The organism is Uliginosibacterium gangwonense DSM 18521, from assembly GCF_000373965.1.
Taxonomy (GTDB): domain Bacteria; phylum Pseudomonadota; class Gammaproteobacteria; order Burkholderiales; family Rhodocyclaceae; genus Uliginosibacterium; species Uliginosibacterium gangwonense.
Genome location: NZ_KB892834.1, coordinates 83,297 through 104,187 on the forward strand (window position 1 = coordinate 83,297; position 20,891 = coordinate 104,187).

At 56.2% G+C, this 20,891-nt stretch carries 16 protein-coding genes; 11 read left to right on the plus strand and 5 right to left on the minus strand.

Going from position 1 to position 20,891, the window contains the following annotated elements; all coding sequences use genetic code 11:
* Positions 1-19: 19 nt before the first annotated feature.
* On the minus strand, positions 20-1,621 hold the full coding sequence (rtcR, locus tag B145_RS0100395) for an RNA repair transcriptional activator RtcR (RefSeq protein WP_018604401.1): 1,602 nt from the start codon (positions 1,619-1,621) through the stop codon (positions 20-22).
* Positions 1,622-1,836: 215 nt separating this feature from the next.
* Here rtcR and B145_RS0100400 point away from each other — a divergent pair, with 215 nt between their 5' ends.
* From B145_RS0100400 to B145_RS0100440, 9 genes are all read left to right on the plus strand, one after another.
* A complete protein-coding gene (locus B145_RS0100400) occupies positions 1,837-3,384 on the plus strand; it encodes a TROVE domain-containing protein (RefSeq protein WP_018604402.1) in 1,548 nt (515 codons plus the stop codon).
* 1,392 nt (positions 3,385-4,776) lie between these two features.
* Entirely contained in the window at positions 4,777-5,142 is a 366-nt protein-coding gene (locus tag B145_RS27955; protein WP_083917579.1) for a zinc-ribbon domain containing protein, read from the plus strand.
* A 164-nt stretch (positions 5,143-5,306) separates the two neighbouring features.
* Positions 5,307-5,723: a hypothetical protein gene (locus B145_RS23865; protein WP_018604404.1), complete on the plus strand. Its 417-nt coding sequence runs from the start codon at positions 5,307-5,309 to the stop codon at positions 5,721-5,723.
* Complete coding sequence (locus B145_RS0100415; protein WP_018604405.1) at positions 5,723-6,934, plus strand: RtcB family protein; 1,212 nt, start codon at positions 5,723-5,725, stop codon at positions 6,932-6,934. The genes B145_RS23865 and B145_RS0100415 overlap by 1 nt, the downstream gene beginning before the upstream one ends.
* Before the next feature lie 3 nt (positions 6,935-6,937).
* Entirely contained in the window at positions 6,938-7,474 is a 537-nt protein-coding gene (locus tag B145_RS0100420; protein ID WP_018604406.1) for a hypothetical protein, read from the plus strand.
* A gap of 89 nt (positions 7,475-7,563) precedes the next feature.
* Complete coding sequence (locus B145_RS0100425; protein ID WP_018604407.1) at positions 7,564-8,382, plus strand: nucleotidyltransferase domain-containing protein; 819 nt, start codon at positions 7,564-7,566, stop codon at positions 8,380-8,382.
* Positions 8,383-8,451: 69 nt separating this feature from the next.
* Positions 8,452-9,516, plus strand: coding sequence for an RNA 3'-terminal phosphate cyclase (gene rtcA, locus B145_RS0100430; RefSeq protein WP_018604408.1), 1,065 nt, complete (start codon positions 8,452-8,454; stop codon positions 9,514-9,516).
* Positions 9,517-9,540: 24 nt separating this feature from the next.
* On the plus strand, positions 9,541-10,101 hold the full coding sequence (locus tag B145_RS0100435) for a sugar O-acetyltransferase (protein ID WP_018604409.1): 561 nt from the start codon (positions 9,541-9,543) through the stop codon (positions 10,099-10,101).
* 65 nt (positions 10,102-10,166) lie between these two features.
* Entirely contained in the window at positions 10,167-10,628 is a 462-nt protein-coding gene (locus tag B145_RS0100440; protein WP_018604410.1) for a hypothetical protein, read from the plus strand.
* A gap of 66 nt (positions 10,629-10,694) precedes the next feature.
* Here the strand turns inward: B145_RS0100440 and B145_RS0100445 are convergent, their stop codons facing one another.
* From B145_RS0100445 to B145_RS0100455, 3 genes are all read right to left on the minus strand, one after another.
* Positions 10,695-11,174: a hypothetical protein gene (locus B145_RS0100445; RefSeq protein WP_157288207.1), complete on the minus strand. Its 480-nt coding sequence runs from the start codon at positions 11,172-11,174 to the stop codon at positions 10,695-10,697.
* Between the two features lie 128 nt (positions 11,175-11,302).
* Entirely contained in the window at positions 11,303-13,009 is a 1,707-nt protein-coding gene (locus tag B145_RS0100450) for a diphosphate--fructose-6-phosphate 1-phosphotransferase (RefSeq protein WP_018604412.1), read from the minus strand.
* Between the two features lie 283 nt (positions 13,010-13,292).
* Entirely contained in the window at positions 13,293-15,245 is a 1,953-nt protein-coding gene (locus B145_RS0100455; protein WP_018604413.1) for a DUF4914 family protein, read from the minus strand.
* Positions 15,246-15,716: 471 nt separating this feature from the next.
* On the opposite strand from B145_RS0100455, the gene B145_RS29570 reads away from it, so the two are divergent.
* Positions 15,717-15,974: a winged helix-turn-helix domain-containing protein gene (locus B145_RS29570; RefSeq protein ID WP_425425537.1), complete on the plus strand. Its 258-nt coding sequence runs from the start codon at positions 15,717-15,719 to the stop codon at positions 15,972-15,974.
* On the opposite strand, the gene B145_RS27080 is transcribed toward B145_RS29570, so the two are convergent.
* Entirely contained in the window at positions 15,894-20,672 is a 4,779-nt protein-coding gene (locus B145_RS27080; RefSeq protein WP_211209725.1) for a beta strand repeat-containing protein, read from the minus strand. The genes B145_RS29570 and B145_RS27080 overlap by 81 nt on opposite strands.
* 1 nt (position 20,673) lies before the next feature.
* On the opposite strand from B145_RS27080, the gene B145_RS28975 reads away from it, so the two are divergent.
* Positions 20,674-20,891: hypothetical protein (locus B145_RS28975; RefSeq protein ID WP_211209726.1), on the plus strand; the 218-nt coding region annotated here is incomplete at its 3' end.

Consider the following 20,891-nt stretch of genomic DNA (forward strand, 5'->3'; position numbering starts at 1 on the left):
ATGACTGGTCATGAAAGCGTCACACCCCGGAATTCCCCTTTTGTAATGAAGCCCACTCAAGGCCAAAGCGGGCCAGATATTTTCTGAGGCGATCCGCATCATTGGCTACTTTCTTCTCTTGACGCGAAACCGCAAAGAGTCGGCGCCCGGCTTCAGAAAGGCTTTCCGAGGTACGACATGTATCTATGACAATAGCAAGCTGGCAACGATCAAACAGGTCCAGCGCCTCGGCCTGCTCACCCAGCACTTCGCTCACAATGTCCGTCTTCGGTTTCCCCACCCACCCCCAGCGCAAGCGCTCGATTTCTGCGCCCACCAGTTTTTCGGTAATGCGCCCTGATTCGGCCAGCGTTGCCATGCGCGTCACCGAGGCGCCCAGCTCACGGAAATTCCCCCGCCATAATGCTTCTGCAGAACTGGCAAAAGCTAAGTAACGCTGGCGCGCCTCGACATTGAAGCGCACAAGCTGACCGTTTTCCTGGGCAAAACGTTCCAGCTCAAACTCAAGGTTGGGTTCGATATCTTCCGGGCGCTGCGCCAAGCCAGGCAGATCAAAGGTCCACAAATTGATGCGGGCATACAGGTCTTCGCGGAAGCGCCCTTCTGCCACCCACTGGCGCAAGTCGCGGTGGGTACCGGCAATCAGTTGGAAATCACTTTCTACTTCCCGATCTCCGCCAAAGGGGAAAAAGTGCTTCTCCTCAATGGCTTTCAGAAGCATCGCCTGTTCATCCAGCCCCAATTCACCGATTTCATCCAGAAATAACAGGCCACCATCCGCCGCACGCAGCAAGCCGGGGCGCTCGCTCTGGGCACCGGTAAAAGCCCCTTTCACATGACCAAAGAGCGTTGACATCGCAGAATCCCCGCGTAAGGTCGCACAGTTGACCTCCACAAAGCGCCCTGCAAGGTGTTGGCGCTGCCGCTTGAGCTCATACACCCGGCGCGCCAGAAACGATTTGCCCGCCCCGGTGGGCCCCACCATCAGCATCGGCGCTTTGGATCGCCCGGCAACATGCTCGATCTCATCAATCATTCGATTAAAACCTGCATTACGCGTAGCGATTCCAGATTTAAGAAAGCTCACCTTCTCAGCCTGCTCGCGCTGAAAACGCTGGGCAATCTTGTTGTAACGCGACAGATCCAGATCGATCAGGGTATAGCTCCCCACCACATCTGCAGCCTCCTTCTTACGTGGCGGTGAAGTCTGCACCAGACGTGCAGGCAGGTAATGCGCCTCAGCCAGCAGGAACCAGCAGATCTGCGCCACGTGGGTCCCCGTGGTGATGTGGATCAGGTAGTCCTCGTTTTCCAGGTCAAACGGATAACTGCGGGCAAAATCATGCAGCAGGGTATAGACCTCTTCGAAATCCCAGGGGTCGCGCAGGCTGACGTCCACATGGCGTACCACGGTGTCTGGCGACACGGCGGCAATGTCCCCTTCAATCCGGTCCGCGAGACTCTTGCTGCGCACATCGTGCAGCAACTCTAGGCGATGCACGATCAGGTCTTCCTGCTGGCACAGGCTCAAGGTCGGGCGCCAGCGCTCCCAGCGGGCTGCGCCCTTGCCTGCGTAATCAAGCTGGGTTCCCAGAAAGCCGATCACCACCGTCTTCTTCATGAACTATCCAATTTTATATATTACTGGATATCAGTATATAAAATTATCGAAACGGAGGCATCTCCCCCAAACGCCAGAAAAGCGAAAAACATAAAAATGCCATTATTTTTCAATATGTTAATAAATGGCTTTTAGAAAAATAAAGAAGCTGGCACGCCTCCTGCAGTATATAGCTCATCCAGACGATTGCTGATAAGAAGAAAGTGAGAAACGAGATGGCCAACTTGCAACTGTTCAATACGCTAGTCGCGAAACTGCCGATGGCAAACACCACCAACGCAGCCGCAGCACCCGCTTATAAATTGACGCCGCGCCATAAACTGGCACAGTTGGCCATGACAGGCTGCCTGAACAACACTTTTTACGCTGATGCGCAGGCCCAATTGACGGATGTGCTGACGCTGTGCCAAGGCTTGGATGACGAATTCATTGCCAAGACCGCTGTATATGCCCGCGAAAAAGGCCACATGAAGGACATGGCCGCCCTGCTGACTGCTGTGCTGGCAACCCGCCGCTCTGCCCTGTTGCCCGGGTGCTTTGCCCGCGTGATTGATAGCGGAAAAATGCTGCGCAACTTTGTGCAGATTCTGCGCAGCGGAGCAACCGGCCGCAAGTCCCTGGGAACGCGCCCCAAGAAACTGGTGCAAACCTGGTTGAATACGGCAACGGAATATCAACTGCTGAGCGCCGCGGTGGGTAACCAGCCCTCCCTGGCGGATGTGGTCAAGATGGTTCACCCGAAGCCTGCCGAAGCATGGCGTCAAGCCTTCTTCGCATGGTTGATCGGTAAGCCCTTCGATCAGGCCACCATGCCAGAAGCAACGCGAGCCTTGTTGAACTTCCGTGAGCACGGAGGCGAATTGCCGCAAGTGCCCTTCCTGTTGCTGAGCAACGAGAAGCTGGATGCGCAGCAATGGGCAACGCTGGCGATGCGTATGAGCTGGCAGGCCCTGCGGATGAATCTAAACACGCTGGCACGTAATGGCGTTTTCGAAATTCCCGCCATGGCTGCCAAGGTGGCACAGCGACTAGCTGACGCCAAGGCGATCAGCAAGGCACGGGCCTATCCGTACCAGTTGCTGTCGGCATACAAGATGACGGGTGAAGACATCCCCGCCAAAGTGCGCGAAGCCTTGCAGGATGCACTGGAAGTATCGTTGCGCAATGTGCCACAGCTTGAAGGCCAGGTGGTTGTGTGCCCGGACGTATCCGGGTCGATGAGCAGCTCGGTAACCGGCTATCGCAAAGGCGCAACGAGCGCGGTACGCTGTATTGATGTAGCGGCATTGCTGGCTGCAGCAATCCTGCGCAAGCACTCGGATGCCCGTGTGCTGCCGTTTGAAAATCATGTTGTGCGGGTTGAACTCAACCCACGCGACAGCGTGATGAGCAACGCAGCAAAACTGGCCGCGATTGGCGGTGGTGGCACCAACTGCAGCGCACCTTTGGCGCAACTGGTGCATGAAAAGGCCAAGGTCGATGTATTGATCATGGTCTCGGACAACCAGTCGTGGATGGATGCGCGAAACCATGGCGCGACGGAAACGATGCGGCAATGGGCACTGATCAAGCGTCAGAACCCGAAGGCACGGATGGTCTGTATCGACATCCAGCCCTACGGAACAACGCAGGCTCAGGAACAGGCCGACATCCTGAACGTAGGTGGCTTTGGGGATGCGGTATTTGATGTGATCAGCCAGTTTGCCTCCGGGCAATTCGGCGCAGCACATTGGGTAGAAGCCATCAATGCCATCGAGCTATAAACTGTTACCCCTCCGTCCTCAGGACGGAGGGCTTCAAGAATAGACATGTGAGTTGAAAGAGTTTCCGTATCTCATGAATACTGGCGGAACTACATCAAATTGGATAGACATTCGAAGCGGAACAATCCGCAGCGGATGCGGGTTCGAATCCCGTGCGGGTAACCGCAAAGCCTCGCCGCTTTTGTCATGAAATACTGAAGGTACGAATGCCTGCGGGTGTACATCCTGGTATACAGTTGGTTCAAATCCAACCCATGCCTTCGGGCATGAGAAAAAGCCACCCGCCATTCTTGTCGTACCGCCCGGTTTTTATTACTGTTTTTTGGCGAATGCCGACAGAACTACACCCTTTCACGGTCGAGACGCGGGTTCGAATCCCGCCGCAGCCCTCAAGGCAGCGTAGTTCAGCGGATTAGAACACGAAAAACGTTCTGTCATTCTTGTCGCCACCCTTTTACGGCGAATGCCGGTGAAACTACACCTTAGGGAGGTCGTGGTCGTGGGTTCGATTCCCACCAGCCCAATACAGTGGGGCTGTAGCTCAGTGGCAGAGCACGAAAAACGTTTCACCAATCTTGTCGCCGCCCGCTATTTTGAAGGCAATGATGTAACAATAAGTTTTCGGCGAATGCCGATGGAACTACAGCACTCATAACGCCCTGGTCGTGGGTTTGAGCCCCACCGCAGGCAGCCATGCTGCATGCGTAGCTCAGTTGGTAGAGCAGGATCATTCCATCACACCTTGTCGCCACCCACGCTTTGATAGTTGAATGAATTATTTGTTTTAAGGAGCTGTAACAAAATGGAGTAAATCGCTTCTGGCCCGATGCAACAACGCCAGAACCATTTTGTTACAGCTTCCAAGGCGAATGCCGACGAAACTACACCCATCCAAGGTCGTAACCGCGTGATCGCTGTTCGCGGGTTCGAATCCCGCCATGGTCGCAAGGCCATGTGGTCGAGTGGTTGAAGACACGAAAACGTTTCGTCATAACTTGTCGCTCCATTTTTTGACATGAGCATGGCAACAGAGCAAGCATCTCTTCTCTACTTGCCATGAAAGACTTTGGTGAATGCTTGGGTAACTACAGGGTAGAGCATCGGCTGCAAGGCCGGAGGTTCCGGGTTCAAATCCCGGGGGAGCAATCAACTAGCTCAAGATCAACACGTTACCTACCCCCTTGTCACCACCCTACTCCACTACCATTATCGGGTAGCGGAATTTGACAGCAACACCCCTTTACGGAACCAAGTTTCCGGCGAATGCTTGCAGAACTACACATGTCGCAGGTTCGAGCCCTGCCAGAGATTGCATCTCTGTAGCCCAGTTGGTAGAGCAGTTCATTGTTTTGCCTGGCCCTTGTCGCCCCCACTCCACAGCACCCACTCAGCATGAAAAGCAACAAGCAACGTAAAGCCGAGATCAAAGCCAAGAGAAGCAAGGCGCCCAAACCAGAGCGTCTGCCGCCCCTGGATTCGGTTCCCTGTTGCATATCCAAGCTTGCCCTCAGCGCGGGCTACTATGGCGACTTGCCGCGATTTGCCCAGCGTGGCTATTACGTGGATATCAGCTATCGCTGCCGGGATTGCGGAAGCGCTGAAATCTGGACGGCCAAGCAGCAGCAATGGTGGTATGAAGTCGCCAAAGGCAGGTTGGATACATGCGCAGTACGATGCCGCGCTTGCCGCCAGAAGAAACGGGGGCACGACGCAAAATCGCAGGCAGGGCAGATTAAATCTATCCAAAAATCTAAATAGCTATCCATATATATACACAATACAGCTTGTTACTGCGTACGAAAAAGCCTGCGCCTAAAATTAATTCTTTTACAAACAATAACATATATAAATCATTCCAGACTACAACCCAACTGGCACGCTATTCGCAATATACGTATTGTGAAAACGAGGAGAGTTGAGAAATGACGCGAGAAACGCTGCCAGAAAAACACTCAGAAATCGATCTGCACTGTGCGGCCTGTGGCGTGCTGATTGCCGCTGGTTTGGATGCCTTGCCCGCCGAGCAGTTGCAGACCATGGACGGGGAAGATGCACTCCCCCAGGGGCGCTATAGTGTCGCCAACGCAGATAACGATTGCGGCTTCACGCCGGGCGCCTACCTGATCAACCTTGCAGACGCACACAACACACTTCCCCACGCCGACCCAAGTCGCCGCTGCGGATGCTGTGGCGTGGATGGCGGGAACGGGCTCAACACCCTGTGCGCCAATGGCCACGAAATCGGCACAGAGTACAGTGACTGCTGGATGTCGCACCACCTGACGCTGGACCCGGCACGGGTCACCATCAAAGAACATACAAACAAGGAAGCAGCATAATGGATTACCAACTTCTTGAAGTTGCCAACGGAAAACCCATCAAGATGTGGACGCAAGGCGTGCCTGTGGAAGACGACGCCCGCGATCAATTGATGAACACGGCGAGAATGCCCTTTATCTTCCACCATATGGCGGTGATGCCGGACGTGCACCTGGGTAAGGGTTCCACCATCGGTAGCGTGATTCCCACCCAGGGTGCAATCATCCCCGCAGCAGTGGGTGTAGATATCGGCTGTGGAATGATGGCAGCATGTACCACGCTGACCGCTTCCGACTTGCCTGATAACCTGCACGCCTTGCGCTGCGCCATCGAGGCTGCCGTGCCGCATGGCCGCACCCCTGGTGCCCGCGATAAAGGCGCCTGGAATACGCCGCCTGCCACCGTTGATGCCATGTGGGCAGGCTTGTACGAAGGCTTCAAGCGCATCACGGATAAGCATCCGCGTTTGAAGAACACCAACAACCATAAGCACCTGGGAACCTTGGGAACGGGTAACCACTTCATCGAAGTCTGCCTGGACGAAGCCAACCGTGTATGGTTCATGCTGCACTCCGGTTCACGTGGTGTGGGAAACGCCATCGGCTCCCACTTCATCGAGCTTGCGCAGAAGGATATGCAACAACATATCGCCAACCTGCCTCACCGCGATCTGGCCTATTTTGAAGAAGGAAGCGAACACTTCAACGACTACGTGGAAGCCGTGGGTTGGGCGCAGGACTTTGCACGACGCAACCGTCTGGTGATGATGCAGAACGTAATCGCCGCCGTGCGTAGCGTGATTATCAAGCCCTTTGAAGCCAGCGTGGAAGCCGTAAACTGCCACCATAACTATGTGCAGCGCGAAACCCACTTCGGCGCCAATATATTCGTAACCCGTAAGGGTGCCGTATCGGCCAAGAAGGGTGAGTTGGGAATCATTCCTGGTTCCATGGGAGCCAAGAGCTTCATCGTACGCGGATTGGGTAACGAGGAATCGTTCTGCTCCTGCAGCCACGGCGCAGGCCGTACCATGAGCCGTACCAAGGCCAAGAAGATGTTCACGATTGCCGACCAAGAACGCGCCACCGCCCACGTAGAGTGTCGAAAGGACGCTGAGGTGATCGATGAAATCCCGATGGCCTACAAGGACATCGACGCCGTAATGCACGCTCAACGCGAGTTGGTGGAAATCGTGCATACCTTGCGTCAGGTGGTATGTGTGAAGGGATAGGCCGTGTGCCTGACAATCATTGCCATTCTCCCGTGCTCAGCCAATCTGGACGCAACACGGGAGATTGCCAGTACATATGACTATGCGATGACGCCACTTGCCAAGCTCAGCATATCGGGCATGGCAAGCGAAACGGAATTGGCTTGCTTGGCAACGGGCAGAATGTGTGATTGTGACACTTCACTGGGACGCAATTCCCGTCAACAAGCCACACTGACACGTGGAAAAAGTGCGGAGGATTTACGGCGCAAGGGCTGGAGCGACACGAAAATCCAACGCCATTTTGAACAACTCAACAGAGCACAAAACAAGCAGAAATCCAAACCGCAAGATCTGGAAGGGTGGCTTTCGTTTCTCGACGCCCTGTTGGCAAGCGACATCACACCATACATCGGCCTGGTGATAGAGAACGTGGCAAAAACTAGCGATAATGCAGTCTCTACAACGGAAAGAGAGATTGTTCAGTTAGCCAGACATGATTTGGCAGATGCACTACTTAATATGCAAGAAGACGTAATTTATCAATTTCAGATTACCTGAAAGATAGATTTGTCGTACAGGGCATAGGTACAGGAACTTTTCTTAATTATTTGAAACCGATCATTATCGTTTCACGTAAAAGTACAAATATGAACACGAACGCAATCAAGATACTCAGTGCCCATCCTATTGATGATGCGATACGTGCACGCGTACTCGAAACGCTTGAGCAGATCGAACATGATCACGACGTAAAGGTGCTGTTTGCCTGCGAGTCCGGCAGCCGTGGCTGGGGGTTTGCCTCGCCGGACAGTGACTATGACGTACGCTTCGTCTACGTCCATCGCCTGCCCTGGTACTTACGTGTTGAAGCGCAGCGGGATGTGATTGAACTGCCGATCAACGATGAGCTGGATGTGAACGGCTGGGAGTTGCGCAAGGCGCTGCGCCTGCTGCGCAAATCCAACCCGACCCTGTTGGAGTGGCTTGATTCGCCCGTGCTATACAGGGAAGAGGCCGGTGCTGCCAAACGGATGCGCTCTCTGGCTACACAGTTCTTCTCCACCGCCAAAGGGCGTTATCATTACCTGGCGATGGCGAAGAAGAATTTTCGCGAACACTTGCAGGGTGAATCGGTAAGGCTGAAAAAGTACCTCTACGTGCTGCGCCCTTTGCTGGCGATGCAATGGATTGACGCTGGCCGGGGCATGCCGCCAATGCGTTTTGCCGAACTCGCTGAAGCAATGGTGGATGATCTTGATCTGCTCGATGAGATCAACCGCCTGCTGGCAATCAAGATGCAGGCTGGAGAGACAGAATACAGCCCCCGTTGGCCGCTGATCCATGCGTTCATAGAAAAGACGCTGGCTGTCGCTGAACACGACCCGAACTACAGGAAGCCGGAAGGCAATGCAGAGGAACTGGACGCGTTTCTGATGGCTACAGTCATGAATATCCGGAAAGACTGAAGCTAAAAAGAAGGACAGATGACTACATTGAATCCGGCATTCGTGTAGATAAATACCAACAAAAATAAAATGACAAATTCATTCATTGAACTCGATGGCTCGCATGGCGAAGGCGGCGGGCAGATTTTGCGCTCCGCGCTGAGCTTGTCGATGATTACCGGCATTCCTTTCCGCATTGAACGTATCCGCGCCAAGCGCCAGAAGCCAGGGCTGCTGCGCCAGCACCTGACCGCAGTCAACGCGGCTGCACAGATCTGTGGCGCACAGCTCAAGGGGGCGGAACCGGGCTCACTGCAGCTGGAGTTTGTTCCGGGGCCGATACAGGGTGGCCAGTATCAGCACGCCATTGGTTCTGCCGGTAGCTGCACGCTGGTTTTGCAGACCGTGCTGCCCGCCTTGTGGTTTGCCAACACGCCGAGCAGCTTCACCATCAACGGGGGGACGCATAACCCTGCTGCTCCACCGGCTGATTTTCTGCAAGCGGCTTGGTTGCCACTACTACGCCGCATGGGAATCGACATGAAGCTGGAGGTGTTGCGCCATGGCTTCTACCCGGCAGGTGGAGGGGGATTGCGGGTTGAGCTCACGCCTGTACAAGCGCTTCAGCCCTTGCATCTGCAAAGCCAAGGCAGGCCAAAGTCCGCCCATGCCACTGCCATTGTGGCGGCAGTCACCAACAATGTGGCGCAGCGCGAACTGCTCACACTGCAGGATGAGTTGAGCAGCGAACTCGGGGAGATCGGGCGTGTTGTACGCGCCCTGTCCTCCCGCGAGGGGCCGGGGAACGCGCTCTTGCTTGCACTGGATTATGGGGACTTTCACGAAGTGTTTACGGCATTTGGCGAAAAAGGCATTGCAGCCGAAAAGGTTGCTAGCGATCTCGCTCAGGAGGTTCGCCAGCATCTGGCCAGTGGCGTGAATGTGGGTGAATATCTGGCCGACCAACTGCTGCTGCCCATGGCTTTGGCAGGAGGAGGCAGCTTTGCCACCTCGGTTGCCTCGGATCACCTTCGCACCAACATCGCCGTGATCGAGAAGTTCCTGGAGGTGGAAATCGATGTAAAACCCATCGATTCTGCATACTACGTCAGCATCATCGGCGAGGCATGGCGCTATAATGGGATGACACAATAAACCAACAAGACTCAGGAGACCGGGATGCGCAGTGAACGTGAAAAGATGCTTGCAGGCGAAGCCTATAGCGCCATCGACCCCGAACTGATGGCCGCCCGGCAACGCGCCCGCCGCCTGTGCCATGAGCTCAACGCTGCAGATGCGGATGACCAGATGCGGCGCAAACACATCATCCGCGAGCTGTTCGGCGCAGTCAGTGACCGGGTATTTATCCAGACCCCGTTCCACTGCGACTATGGCAACAACATCTATGCCGGGGATCTGGTTTTCTTCAATTTCAACTGCGTGATCCTCGACTGCGCCGAGGTACGCATTGGCAACAACGTTTTCATTGGCCCGGCCGTGCAGATCTACACGGCAGAGCACCCGTTGGATGCTGCCGAACGTGCCACAGGCAAGAGCAGTGCGCGGCCGGTGGAAATCGGTTCGGATGTCTGGATCGGGGGCGGCGCCATCATCTGCCCCGGCATCAAGATCGGCAACCGCAGTGTGATTGGCGCGGGCAGCGTCGTTACCCATGACGTACCCGAGGATGTGGTGGTGGCAGGCAACCCCGCGAGAGTGATTCGTCAGTTGACCAAATAAGAGACTGCAGGGTAGGTCTGTATTCATGCCCCTGCGTCTACAACCAATTTGCAGACGGCAAATACATGGACAAAACCATCAACAAATTCCGACTCGCCAGTAGAGAGTTATTTAACAACTTCTTTCTGGAAGAGTTTTGGAAAACTGACGATGAGGATTTCTATGAACAGTTTACGATCATAGAAGAGCAGCTCTTTTTCGCATTGGTTACGACAAAGTTTGATCTTACAAAAGTCGTCTACGGCTTTCCTCAGCCGGAAATATTGGTAAAGGCCAAAGAAGCTAGCCTCTGCGGGGTTCCAATCATGATTAATCGCGAGATTGATTCTGGTTACTGGGATTATCCAATAAGTATCGTAAGCCCCGACTGTGTCTTTACGTTTGTAAAATTATTCGATTGGTATCAAAAGTCTTACAAAGACAATCGCTACGTCAGCGTCATTATTCAAGAGTGGCCCGCAGACCCAGATCTCGTCGGCAAGCATGCGCTGATCGAAACAATTTACATATCGTACAACCAAGCATAGGGCACTCTCATCGCTAATCAGACATAGCGTTGGTGCTTTGCAAAGACGTCTAACCAGTGGCGTGCGTCAGTAATATTTGTATGCTTCTTCTGGCGAGAGCGGGTAGATCTGGTTATAGCACTGCTGGTACTTGTCCTTGCGCTGGAAACGCAGTGAATCGATCTCTGCAGACCAGCCACGGATATTTTCCTTTTCTTGTGCAGAATCCATCGCCACGGGGGTTTCGGTGCATTCGGTCTTGTAGCGTTTGGGGCGGGTTTCAACGCATTGCACCTGATTTTCGGTCTTGGTGCAGTTGGTGATCTTGGTGTCGCCTGGGATTTCAATTTCATGGCATTCCCTGGGCACCCTATAGCCTCGGGCCAATGCGTTGCGACTGCCATCAATGCTATTTTGCAGGGCCGCTATCTTGCTGTCGATGTTCCGCAACACCTGCTGTTTGCTGCACACGGTCTCTGCACGCTGCTGCGCGGACATCTGCTTGAAGTCATCCAACGTCACACAGCTGGTCAAAACAAGCAGCAGACATATTGTGATTTTTTTCATACTCAGCATCCCCGATATTGCCAACTGGTCAATGCCCACATTTTTCACACAACCCAGATCATCCTATATGCATGCTGCAATAAAAAAGCCACTCTTGCGAGTGGCTTTGTACTTTAGGGCTATGTAAATCAGCCGATCTTGAATTCCAGCGTGGCAGCAGCATCGTTCAGGGCCACCGAGATGGGGATCTGGCGAGCGGCCGGCCCCCACAGTTGGCGCGGGCCGGGGGATGCGAAGAGGTCGTCTGCCGCCCACACATCACGACGGGAAATGAAGTATTGCATGGCCGGGGAATCGGTCTTGACCAGTGCCTTCTCGATCACATATTCATCCTTGCCATGGCGGCGTTCCACATTCAGCAGGCCGGGCAGCGGAATGGCGAGCGGTTCGCCACCGGTGGTCAAGCCGTTGATGCTGGCCATGTAGCCGGTCTTGCCTGCCAGGATCAGCGCACCTGCGGTCAGGCCCAGGTTGAAGGTGTAGGCGGCGTCGAACAGGGTCGGGGCACCGCAGCGGCCTTCGTAGCCCAGGAAGTGGTTCTGGGTGTTGAAGGGCACTTCGGCATCCAGTTCCTTGATCCGGGCGCGGGTCATGTCGATGAGCAGCAGTTCAGTGGGGATCAGCGACACTTGCAGGTTGCCGTGGGAATCGCGTTCAGCCAGCAGCATCTTCACGACGTAGCCCGGCAGCGACGCCAGCAGGCGGGCGTTGTCAGCCGAGAGCTTGCTCTGGATGAAGGCAGCACGATCAGCCTCCGGCAGCTTGGCAAAGGCGTCAGCATGGTGAGCCAGTGCGTCGTTCAGTTCAGCGATCAGGGCATTCATCTCAGGGATGAATTCGATCACGCCTTCGGGCACCAGCACCACGCCATGCTTGAGGCTCTTGTTGCGGTAGCGGGCGATCACGGTCTTGGCGATTTGGTCGACGATGGCTGCCAGAGAGAGCTTCTTCTCGGCGATTTCTTCGGAGATCAGGGTGAAGGCGGGCTTGGTCTGCAGCGCGACTTCGATGGTGACGTGCGAAGCGGAACGGCCCATCAGCTTGATGAAGTGCCAGTACTTCAGCGAGGAAGCGGTGTCTTGCAGGATGTTGCCGACCATTTCCGCGTAGATGCGGGTGGCTGTGTCGAAGCCGAAGGAGATCGGCAGCAGGCCACGGATTTGCAGGTCGCCGTCGATGGTCTTGGGGGCGCCGATCACTTGCACGCCGGAGCCATCGGCCTTGATGCCGGTGTAGAGGTATTCGGCCAGGATGGCGGCATTGGTGTTGGAGTCATCCCCACCAACGATCACGATGGCGTCGAGCTTGTGGTCGATACAGGTCTTCTTGACCTGTTCGAACTGCTCGGGGGTCTTGATCTTGGTACGGTCGGAGCCGAGGAAGTCGAACCCGCCGGTGTTCAGAATCTTCTGCACGTCGGCTTCGGTCACTTCAAACAGCTTGCCTTCCAGCAGACCCTTGGGGCCGCCACGCACACCGAATACAGTGTTGCCTGCACCCAGCATGCGCTTGATGCCACACAGCACGTTATGCCCACCCGCAGCCGGGCCGCCGGAGAACAGCACGGCCACGCGCTTGCCGGTTACGGCAGCCGTAGCAGCACCGGCCTTCAGCACGGTGTTGGCAGAGGCCTTGACGGTATTGGGGAAGGCTGCGGCCACGGTGGCGGCATCCTTGGTGCCCAGCACCTTGTCGGTATTGACGAAGCTGACCAGCGTGGGCTTCTCGGCACTGCCGAAGGCCTTGCAGACCGGTAGCGGAAGCTTGCGGACTTCATTTTCGAAAATCGACCGATGGGCTTCGGTGCTGATGAGTTGTTCGTTAAGAGTGCTCATATATGTTGTTTCCTGAGTGGAACTGGATCTAAGAAAACCTGTACGCAGTCTATCTGCCGCCTTCTGCATCCTGATGATGCAGGGGGGATGGACTGGGAGTTCAACTACACGAAAAGCTCATAAAAGTTGATTCGCGTATTGAACTAATTCATAGGAATTATACAGAAGTATGCAAAATCCTCGCGCCCGAAGCCCAAGGGATAACCCTTATACAACAAGGCGTTGCGTCAAAAAAACGGCACCCGTAAGGGTGCCGTTCCACATACATGCGCGTATTTTACGCTTAGTCCTTAAAGATCTGGTGCGGAATGAGCTTCCAGTAATCTTCTTGCGTGGCGTCGTCCATGCAGGCCTGGATGATCTTGCGGCCCAGCGGGTCCAGATCAGGCGTGAGGAACGGAGCCAGTTCGCGCTTGAAGAATTCGCGCCATTGACGCGCGCCTTCTTCGTACACTTCCTTGCCGCCTTCTTGCTGGTTCTGCACGTGCAGGAAGACCGGCGGAATCAGCGAGCCTTCCACGCGCAGTTGCTTCGGAATGTAGCCGAGCACCGAGCAGGAGGGTTCGACCAACTGGTCACGACGGAAACGGGCGCTACCACGGCGGGCCAGATACTCACGGGCAATCCACTCGGACATGAAGCCGACGTGCCATGCACCGATGTACTGGTTCGGGATCAGCACGTGGCGGGTGTCGGTGTTCTGCACGATCTGACGCAGCAACAGGTTGGCCTGGTCAACACGGCGACCGGTACAGAAGGCCCAGTAGGAGCCCACGCCTTCGGTCTGCATCCCCTTGGAGTCCTGAATCGAGGGGTTGGCGTGGCCGCGCGGAGCCACCAGACGCCACAGCCATGCCAGTGCGGGTGAGAGGATGTGCAGCATGCCGAGGATGCCGTACTGCGGGCTATCCTTGTGGGTGGGTGGGCAACGCACACCGAAGCTGCGGATGTTGATGGAGACCGGGCCTTCCTGCACGTCATGGACCATGTCACGCGGAATGATCAGGCGCGGGTTCGGGCACAGCTTGCCGGGGGCATCTTCCACATGTTCCCAGATCAGACATTGGCCGCCGGGCACGATGTAGTGGTTCAGGAAGATCAGCGGGCGATCCGGGTGCATCACCAGACGTTCCAGGTGCGGGTCGGTACCGTAACCCTTGATGTGGTCAACGCGCACGAACCAGCCAGCTTCAGCATCCTTGATGGCGAGCTTGGTCTGGCCTTCGTTGTAATGCGGGTGGGCACAGGCCATGTCGTCGGCCATCGGCTCAAGATGACAGGCTTCAGGCAGCACCACGGTGCGTTCTTCACCGGTAACGACGTTGCGGCCCAGCAGCAGGCGGCCGTCTTCCATCCGGTGGATGTGTTCGGTCATCTCGCTCTTGCCGCCGCCGGAGGCGCCTTCGTGCATGATGACGATCTGGTTTTCGTACGGGGTGACCACGCCCACTGCGGCACAGTGGTTGGTGGTCCAGCCTTCGCGCTCACCAATGTCGAGCAGCAGCGAGTACACGCCCTTCTTGGCAGAAGGTCCGGGGTAGAGGTTGTAGGCGAAGATTTCCTGATGGGTGGGGGTGCGGGCATGCACCACCACTTGGCGGCCTTCAAAATGGGTGTGGCGGAACGGCGGGGCGATGAACAGCACGCCACCAGTGAGCTTGAAGTTGGCAGGCACCTGGCTGTTGGCGATCATGCCTTGCAAGTCAGCCAGCGCACCGGCGAAGAAGCCTGCGACCTTCGGCACGATGGCCAAGGCGCCATAACCCAGCTCATCGGGGCCGGCGTAGAACGGCACCACGATCAGTTCCTGGGTCTTGAGCCAGTCCAGAGTCTTCTGACGTACCGGCTCAAACTTTTCGCCAAAGCGCTGTTGATAGGTGGGCTTGTCGGTCGGCAGGTTGTCACCGATCACCATGGCATCCGGGTCCCGACGGCGCATCTTGGGGTCGACGAAGTTGACGGCCAAGCCGTTGCGGGCCTTGGTTACGACAGCTTCGACCACACGGCCTTTACCGGGCACTTCGAAGCCGACTTCGAATTCGCCTTTGTCCTCGCGGTTGGCATGGCGCCAGTCGGTGGTGCCCGGCTCGCGGCCCAGCGCCCAGTTCAGCAAGTCTTCACGATGCTCGGCAACATGAATTGCTGGCGCCGCACTCAGTACTTCGATGACGTGGGAGGGAAGGTTCAACTTCGCCCAGTCGTTCTTGAAATTGATGGTCTTGGTAACGTGATCCATGGAGGAGGCCTTTGCCCAACGAAACAAAAAAACCGGTGCAGCGGGCACGAGCCTGATAAAAACATCGTGCCAACGAGGCGCCCGCACTTAGTGCGAACATCCAACAAAAGTATAAGGATACAAGGAGTTTATTTGCTTTAGTTGACCGGGCTTAATTTTTTTGGCCCTGTTCGAGATAACGGTGGGTTTGTCCGGTTGCACGGCACCGCATCAGGAGAGGGCGCCGGGCAAGAACAGCGCAGGCGATGGCGTGATGCACATTGTTGAACTAGGTGGGCTGAGCAATCCAACGGGGCACAGCACAATTGAAGGTTACGAAGCAGACGGATAGGCGGGAGTACCCGCCCGAGCAGAAAACAGCGATCCAGCGGCAGATCGGCGACGAGCGCCCCGATCAACGGAAGAGGAGGTTTGCCCCTATGGAGCCGTGCGACCGCGCCGCAGCGGCTCGAGCAGGAATAGGGCATCGAACTGTCGATTCGCGGCGTGGGCAGCCACCTAAAACATTCGGGCTCCACGCCGCGAAAACCGATCAAACGCGCCTGCAAACAACACCCGGAAGCGGTTCAGAAATGGCTCACCGCAGCGTATCCCACCGTTGAGCAACGCCCTTCTGTACCGCATCCGCCATGGGCAACCAAACACCCCCTACTCGAAGCTCTTTCTGACATTGGCGCCAAAGGATTGCACTCGCGTGGCCTGCGACCCCTTGCTGAGTTGATAGCGTAGATCCAGGGTCCAATTCCTGCGGAATGCGAAACTGCTGCCAAAGCCCAGCACTGCCGCATTGCGGTCGGAGCCATCCATTTCCAGCTGATAGATTTGCCCGGAAGGTAGGCTTGCATACCGCAGATCGGTTGTGCCCGGCTTCTCGAAGTCATGTTGATACTCTAAGCGGAAATAGGGCTTTGCCAAAACGCTGGCGAGGTAGACACTGGTTTCTCCACGCAAGCCGAAGGCAATCCTGTTTGTCGCAATATGCTGTTTGGAATAAATGAGGTTATAGAGCCCGGCGTCGTTTTCCGTGGTCGAGTTCAGTGTTGTCGACACAAGATCCAAGCGTATGTAGGGTGAGAACAGTAACTTCCCATTTACATACTCAAACCCGCCACTGACGGAGGAGAACCACTGGGAACCGGACCGGCTGGAAGTGGCCATGGCATCCGCTGCACTGGAATAGCGCTGGGAGTCAAAATTTAGGCGACCATATCCAAAAACCCCGTCCAGGAAGAAACGCTCTGCCGGTTGGTAGCTTCCATATAGCACGATTGAATAATTATTCCCCGTATCCCGAGTGCCTTGTGTGCCTATTTTTTGACGAATATGGCCCAGGCCGACCCCGGCTCCCAGCACAAGCTCGTCACTGAAGCGCTTATCGCTCCCGATTGAGATGCCGCTGGTGGTAAACCGGCTGTCAGTTGCCCCAACACGCCCAAGGCTGATCACCCCGGCAGTCCAGACATCAATCCCTTTGCCCAGGGCATCCGTCGTCTTTCCGCTTAAGTTCAGGCTGGACCACGGCAAATCCAGCGCGCCCGATGTTTTCCTGGTGGGCAATACAAATGGGTTTGCTGTTTGCGTATCGTTCAACACAGATTCAAGTTTTGCCATTGTAATCCGGTTGGTATCCGTGCTGGCGGCGGAAGATGGCAGGTTGGCGCTGGGCGAATCCGCACTCCCGGTTTGCGTGGGACGAGACGTTTTCGACCTGTTCCCTTGTGCAAGACCCGTTTCCGCATTGGCACGCGACGGCCGAGTATGCAAACCTTCCAGATGGCGTTGGAAGTTAGTGGTCTGCGTCAAGGCAAAACGCTTGACGGTATCCACCTGCGCGTTAACCAGGCTGATGACTTCCTGATCCTTGGCAGGGTTGGGCCAGGTCTGGATGACAATGCTGACCGTCGCCGCAGACGAAGTGCCCCCTGCGTTGCTTGCGGTATAGGTAAAGCTGTCGTTGCCCGTATACCCGTTTGTTGGCGTGTAGGTAATCGTGGCACCACTAACGGCAGTCGTCCCATGGCTCGGTGCGGTCACCACCGCAGCGCTTGTGGCAACCCCGCCAGTCAAGACAAGGGGGACCACATTGTTGGTGCTGTTGGTTTCAACTGTCATATGCACGGCAGCTGCGCCAGGCGCTTGCGGATTGACCGTGATCGTAACCGTGGCCGCAGCAGAAGTTCCCCCTGCGTTGGTAGCAGTGTAGGTAAAGCTGTCGCTCCCCGAATAGGTATTGGTTGGCGTGTAGATCAGGGTTAGACCGCTCACGCTTGCCGTTCCGTGGGCAGGTTGATGGGCTACGCTCATGCTGGCTGCGGTGCCACCGCCCAGTGTCGGCGTAATGACGTTGGCACTGCTCCCGAAGGCAACCGTAGCGCTGACTGCATTGGCAACCGGCGCACCGGGAACAGGGGTCACACTATTCGAAGCGCCGGATGCAGCGCCGATCCCTGCGCTATTGGTTGCCCGTACCGTGAAGGTATAGGCGGTGCTATTGGTCAGGCCTGTGACGGTTATCGGGCTCGCCGTCCCCGTTGCAGTCAAGTTACCCGGACTGGATGTCACGGTATAGCTGGTAATGGCGCTTCCCCCGGTGAAACTCGGCGCTGTAAAACTCACTGTAGCCTGCGTATTCCCTGCACTAGCCGTTCCAATGCTTGGCGCGCCGGGTAGCACGGCCGCAACGGTAAAGCTTTGGCTCACCGTACTCGCGGCGGCATAGCTGCCATTACCGACCTGATCAGCATTGATCGTACAAGTGCCTGCTGCCAGGAAGCTCAGCGAACCGCCCGTCGTGATGGTGCATACCCCAGTGGTTCCTGACGAGAAACTCACCGATAGCCCAGAGCTGGACGTTGCACTCAATGTTGGCGTGGTGCCAAAATTTTGTGCTCCCGGATTGGCGAAGCTAATGGTCTGATTCGCTTTGGGCGTGGCACTGTTTGAGGCGCTGGATGCAGTGCTCGTGCCGGCGCTGTTGCTTGCCGTCACCGTAAAGGTATAGGCCGTGCCATTAGTCAGCCCTGTCACTGTAATCGGGCTGGAGCTACCGGTAGCCGTGAAACCACCAGGGCTGGACGCCACCGTATAGCTGGTGATTGAGGCTCCACCTGTAAAGCTGGGCGCGGTAAAGCTCACCGTCACCTGCGCGGCCCCTGCGGTTGCCGTCCCGATCGTAGGCGCCCCTGGTACCACTGCATTCACAGCAAAACTATGCGTGACTGTGGCAGCCGCACCGTTGACGCTGTTACCCGCTTGATCCGCATTAATCGTACATGTGCCGGTACTCAGGAAAGCCAAGGTGCCGCCCGCCGTCACGGTACACACCCCGGTTGTGCTGGAGGTGAAGGTCACTGCCAGCCCGGAACTCGCTGTAGCCGTCAGCGTTGGCGTTGTACCGAAGTTCTGCGCGCCAGGATTGGCAAAAGTAATGGTCTGAGTGGCTTTCGGTGTGACACTGTTCGAGGCGCTGGAAGCCACACTGACGCCTGCACTGTTGGTGGCAGTTACCGTAAAGGTATAGGCAGTACCATTGGTCAAGCCTGTTACCGTTAAGGGGCTGGCGGCACCCGTAACAGTCAGGCCGCCAGGGCTGGAAGTCACGGTATAAGCGGTAATGCTTGCTCCACCTGTGGCAGAGGGCGCCGTAAAGCTCACCGTCGCCTGCCCATTACCTGCCGTGGCTGTGCCGATTGAGGGCGCACCGGGCGCCACCGCACCAACCGAGAAACTCCGCGTCACGGTCGTTGCTGCCGCATAGCTGCCATTGCCAGCCTGATCAGCATTGATCGTGCAGGTGCCAATCGTGACGAAAGTGAGCGCGCCACCAGTCGTCACTGTGCATACCCCGGTGGTGCTGGACGTAAAGCTCACCGTGAGCCCTGAGCTGGCCGTCGCGCTCAGCGTTGGGGTTGTGCCAAAATTCTGCGAACCCGGATTGGCAAATGTAATGGTCTGCACGGCCTGGGGCACAACACTATTCGAGGCGGCTGAAGCAGGACCAGTCCCAACACTGTTGGTGGCCGTCACAGTGAAGGTATATGACGTTCCATTAGTCAGACCTGTCACAACAAGCGGGCTACCCGTACCTGTCCCTGTAAAACCACCAGGGCTGGATGTCACCGTATACCCCGTGATACTGGCCCCGCCGGTAAAGGCTGGGGCAGAGAAACTCACAGAGGCTTGTGCTGCACCCGTCGCAGCCGTACCAATCGTAGGTGAGCCCGGTACAACTGCGTTGACCGTAAAGCTGCGCGTCACAGTCGCGGCCGCCAGATAGGAGCCATTACCCGCCTGATCCGCATTAATGGTGCATGTGCCGGTCGTGACAAATGTCAATGCCCCGCCACTGGTAATCGTACACACCCCTGTTGTGCTGGAGGTAAAACTCACCGTGAGCCCAGAATCGGATGTTGCCGATAATGTCGGTGTGGTACCGAAATTCTGTGCCCCTGGGTTGGCAAACGTGATGGTCTGCGTCACCATTGGCGTCACGCTATTGGAGGCTGCCGAGGCCGGACCCGTACCGGCACTATTGGTTGCTCTCACTGTAAAAGTATAGGCCGTGCTGTTGTTCAAGCCCGTTACCGTAATCGGGCTGGTAGCACCTGTGCCCGTAAATCCACCGGGGCTGGAGGTCACGGTATAGCTTGTAATGGAGGCACCACCCGTGAATGCAGGCGCGGTAAAGCTCACCGAAGCCTGCCCTGCTCCGGCAGTTGCCGTCCCAATCGTGGGCGCGCCGGGCACCACTGCATTGACCGTAAAGCTGCGGCTGACCGTTGTAGCAGGCAAATAGGTGCCATTCCCAACCTGATCGGCATCAATGGTGCATGTGCCAATCGTGACGAATGTCAACGCCCCGCCACTGGTAATCGTACACACCCCTGTTGTGCTGGAGGCAAAGCTCACCGTGAGCCCGGAACTGGAAGTCGCCGTCAATGTCGGTGTCGTACCGAAATTCTGTGCCCCAGGATTGGCAAAAGTGATGGTTTGGGACGTTCTGGGTGTCGCACTATTCGAAGCCGCCGAAGCCGAGCCCGTGCCCGCGCTATTCGTAGCCGTTACCGTAAAGGTATATGCCGTTCCATTGGTCAGCCCCGTCACGGTAATCGGGCTCGTCCCGCCTGTGCCAGTAAAACCACCTGGGTTGGAAGTCACCGTATAACCCGTGATGGATGCTCCCCCCGTGAAGGCGGGCGCAGTGAAAGTCACCGTGGCCTGCGTATCGCCTGCTGTTGCAGTTCCGATTGAAGGTGCGCCCGGAACCACTGCATTGACCGAAAAACTCCGGCTGACTGTTGTTGCAGGCAAATAGGTGCCATTACCAGCCTGATCGGCATTGATAGTGCATGTGCCCGTCGTCACAAATGTCAAGGCCCCGCCACTGGTAATCGTACACACCCCTGTTGTGCTAGAGGTAAAGCTCACCGTGAGCCCGGAACCTGAAGTCGCCGTCAATGTCGGTGTCGTACCGAAATTCTGTGCCCCAGGATTGGCAAAGGTGATGGTCTGTGATGTTTTGGGCGTTACGCTATTCGAAGCCGCCGAAGCCGAGCCCGTGCCCGCGCTATTCGTGGCCGTTACCGTAAAGGTATATGCCGTTCCATTGGTCAGCCCCGTCACGGTAATCGGGCTCGTCCCGCCTGT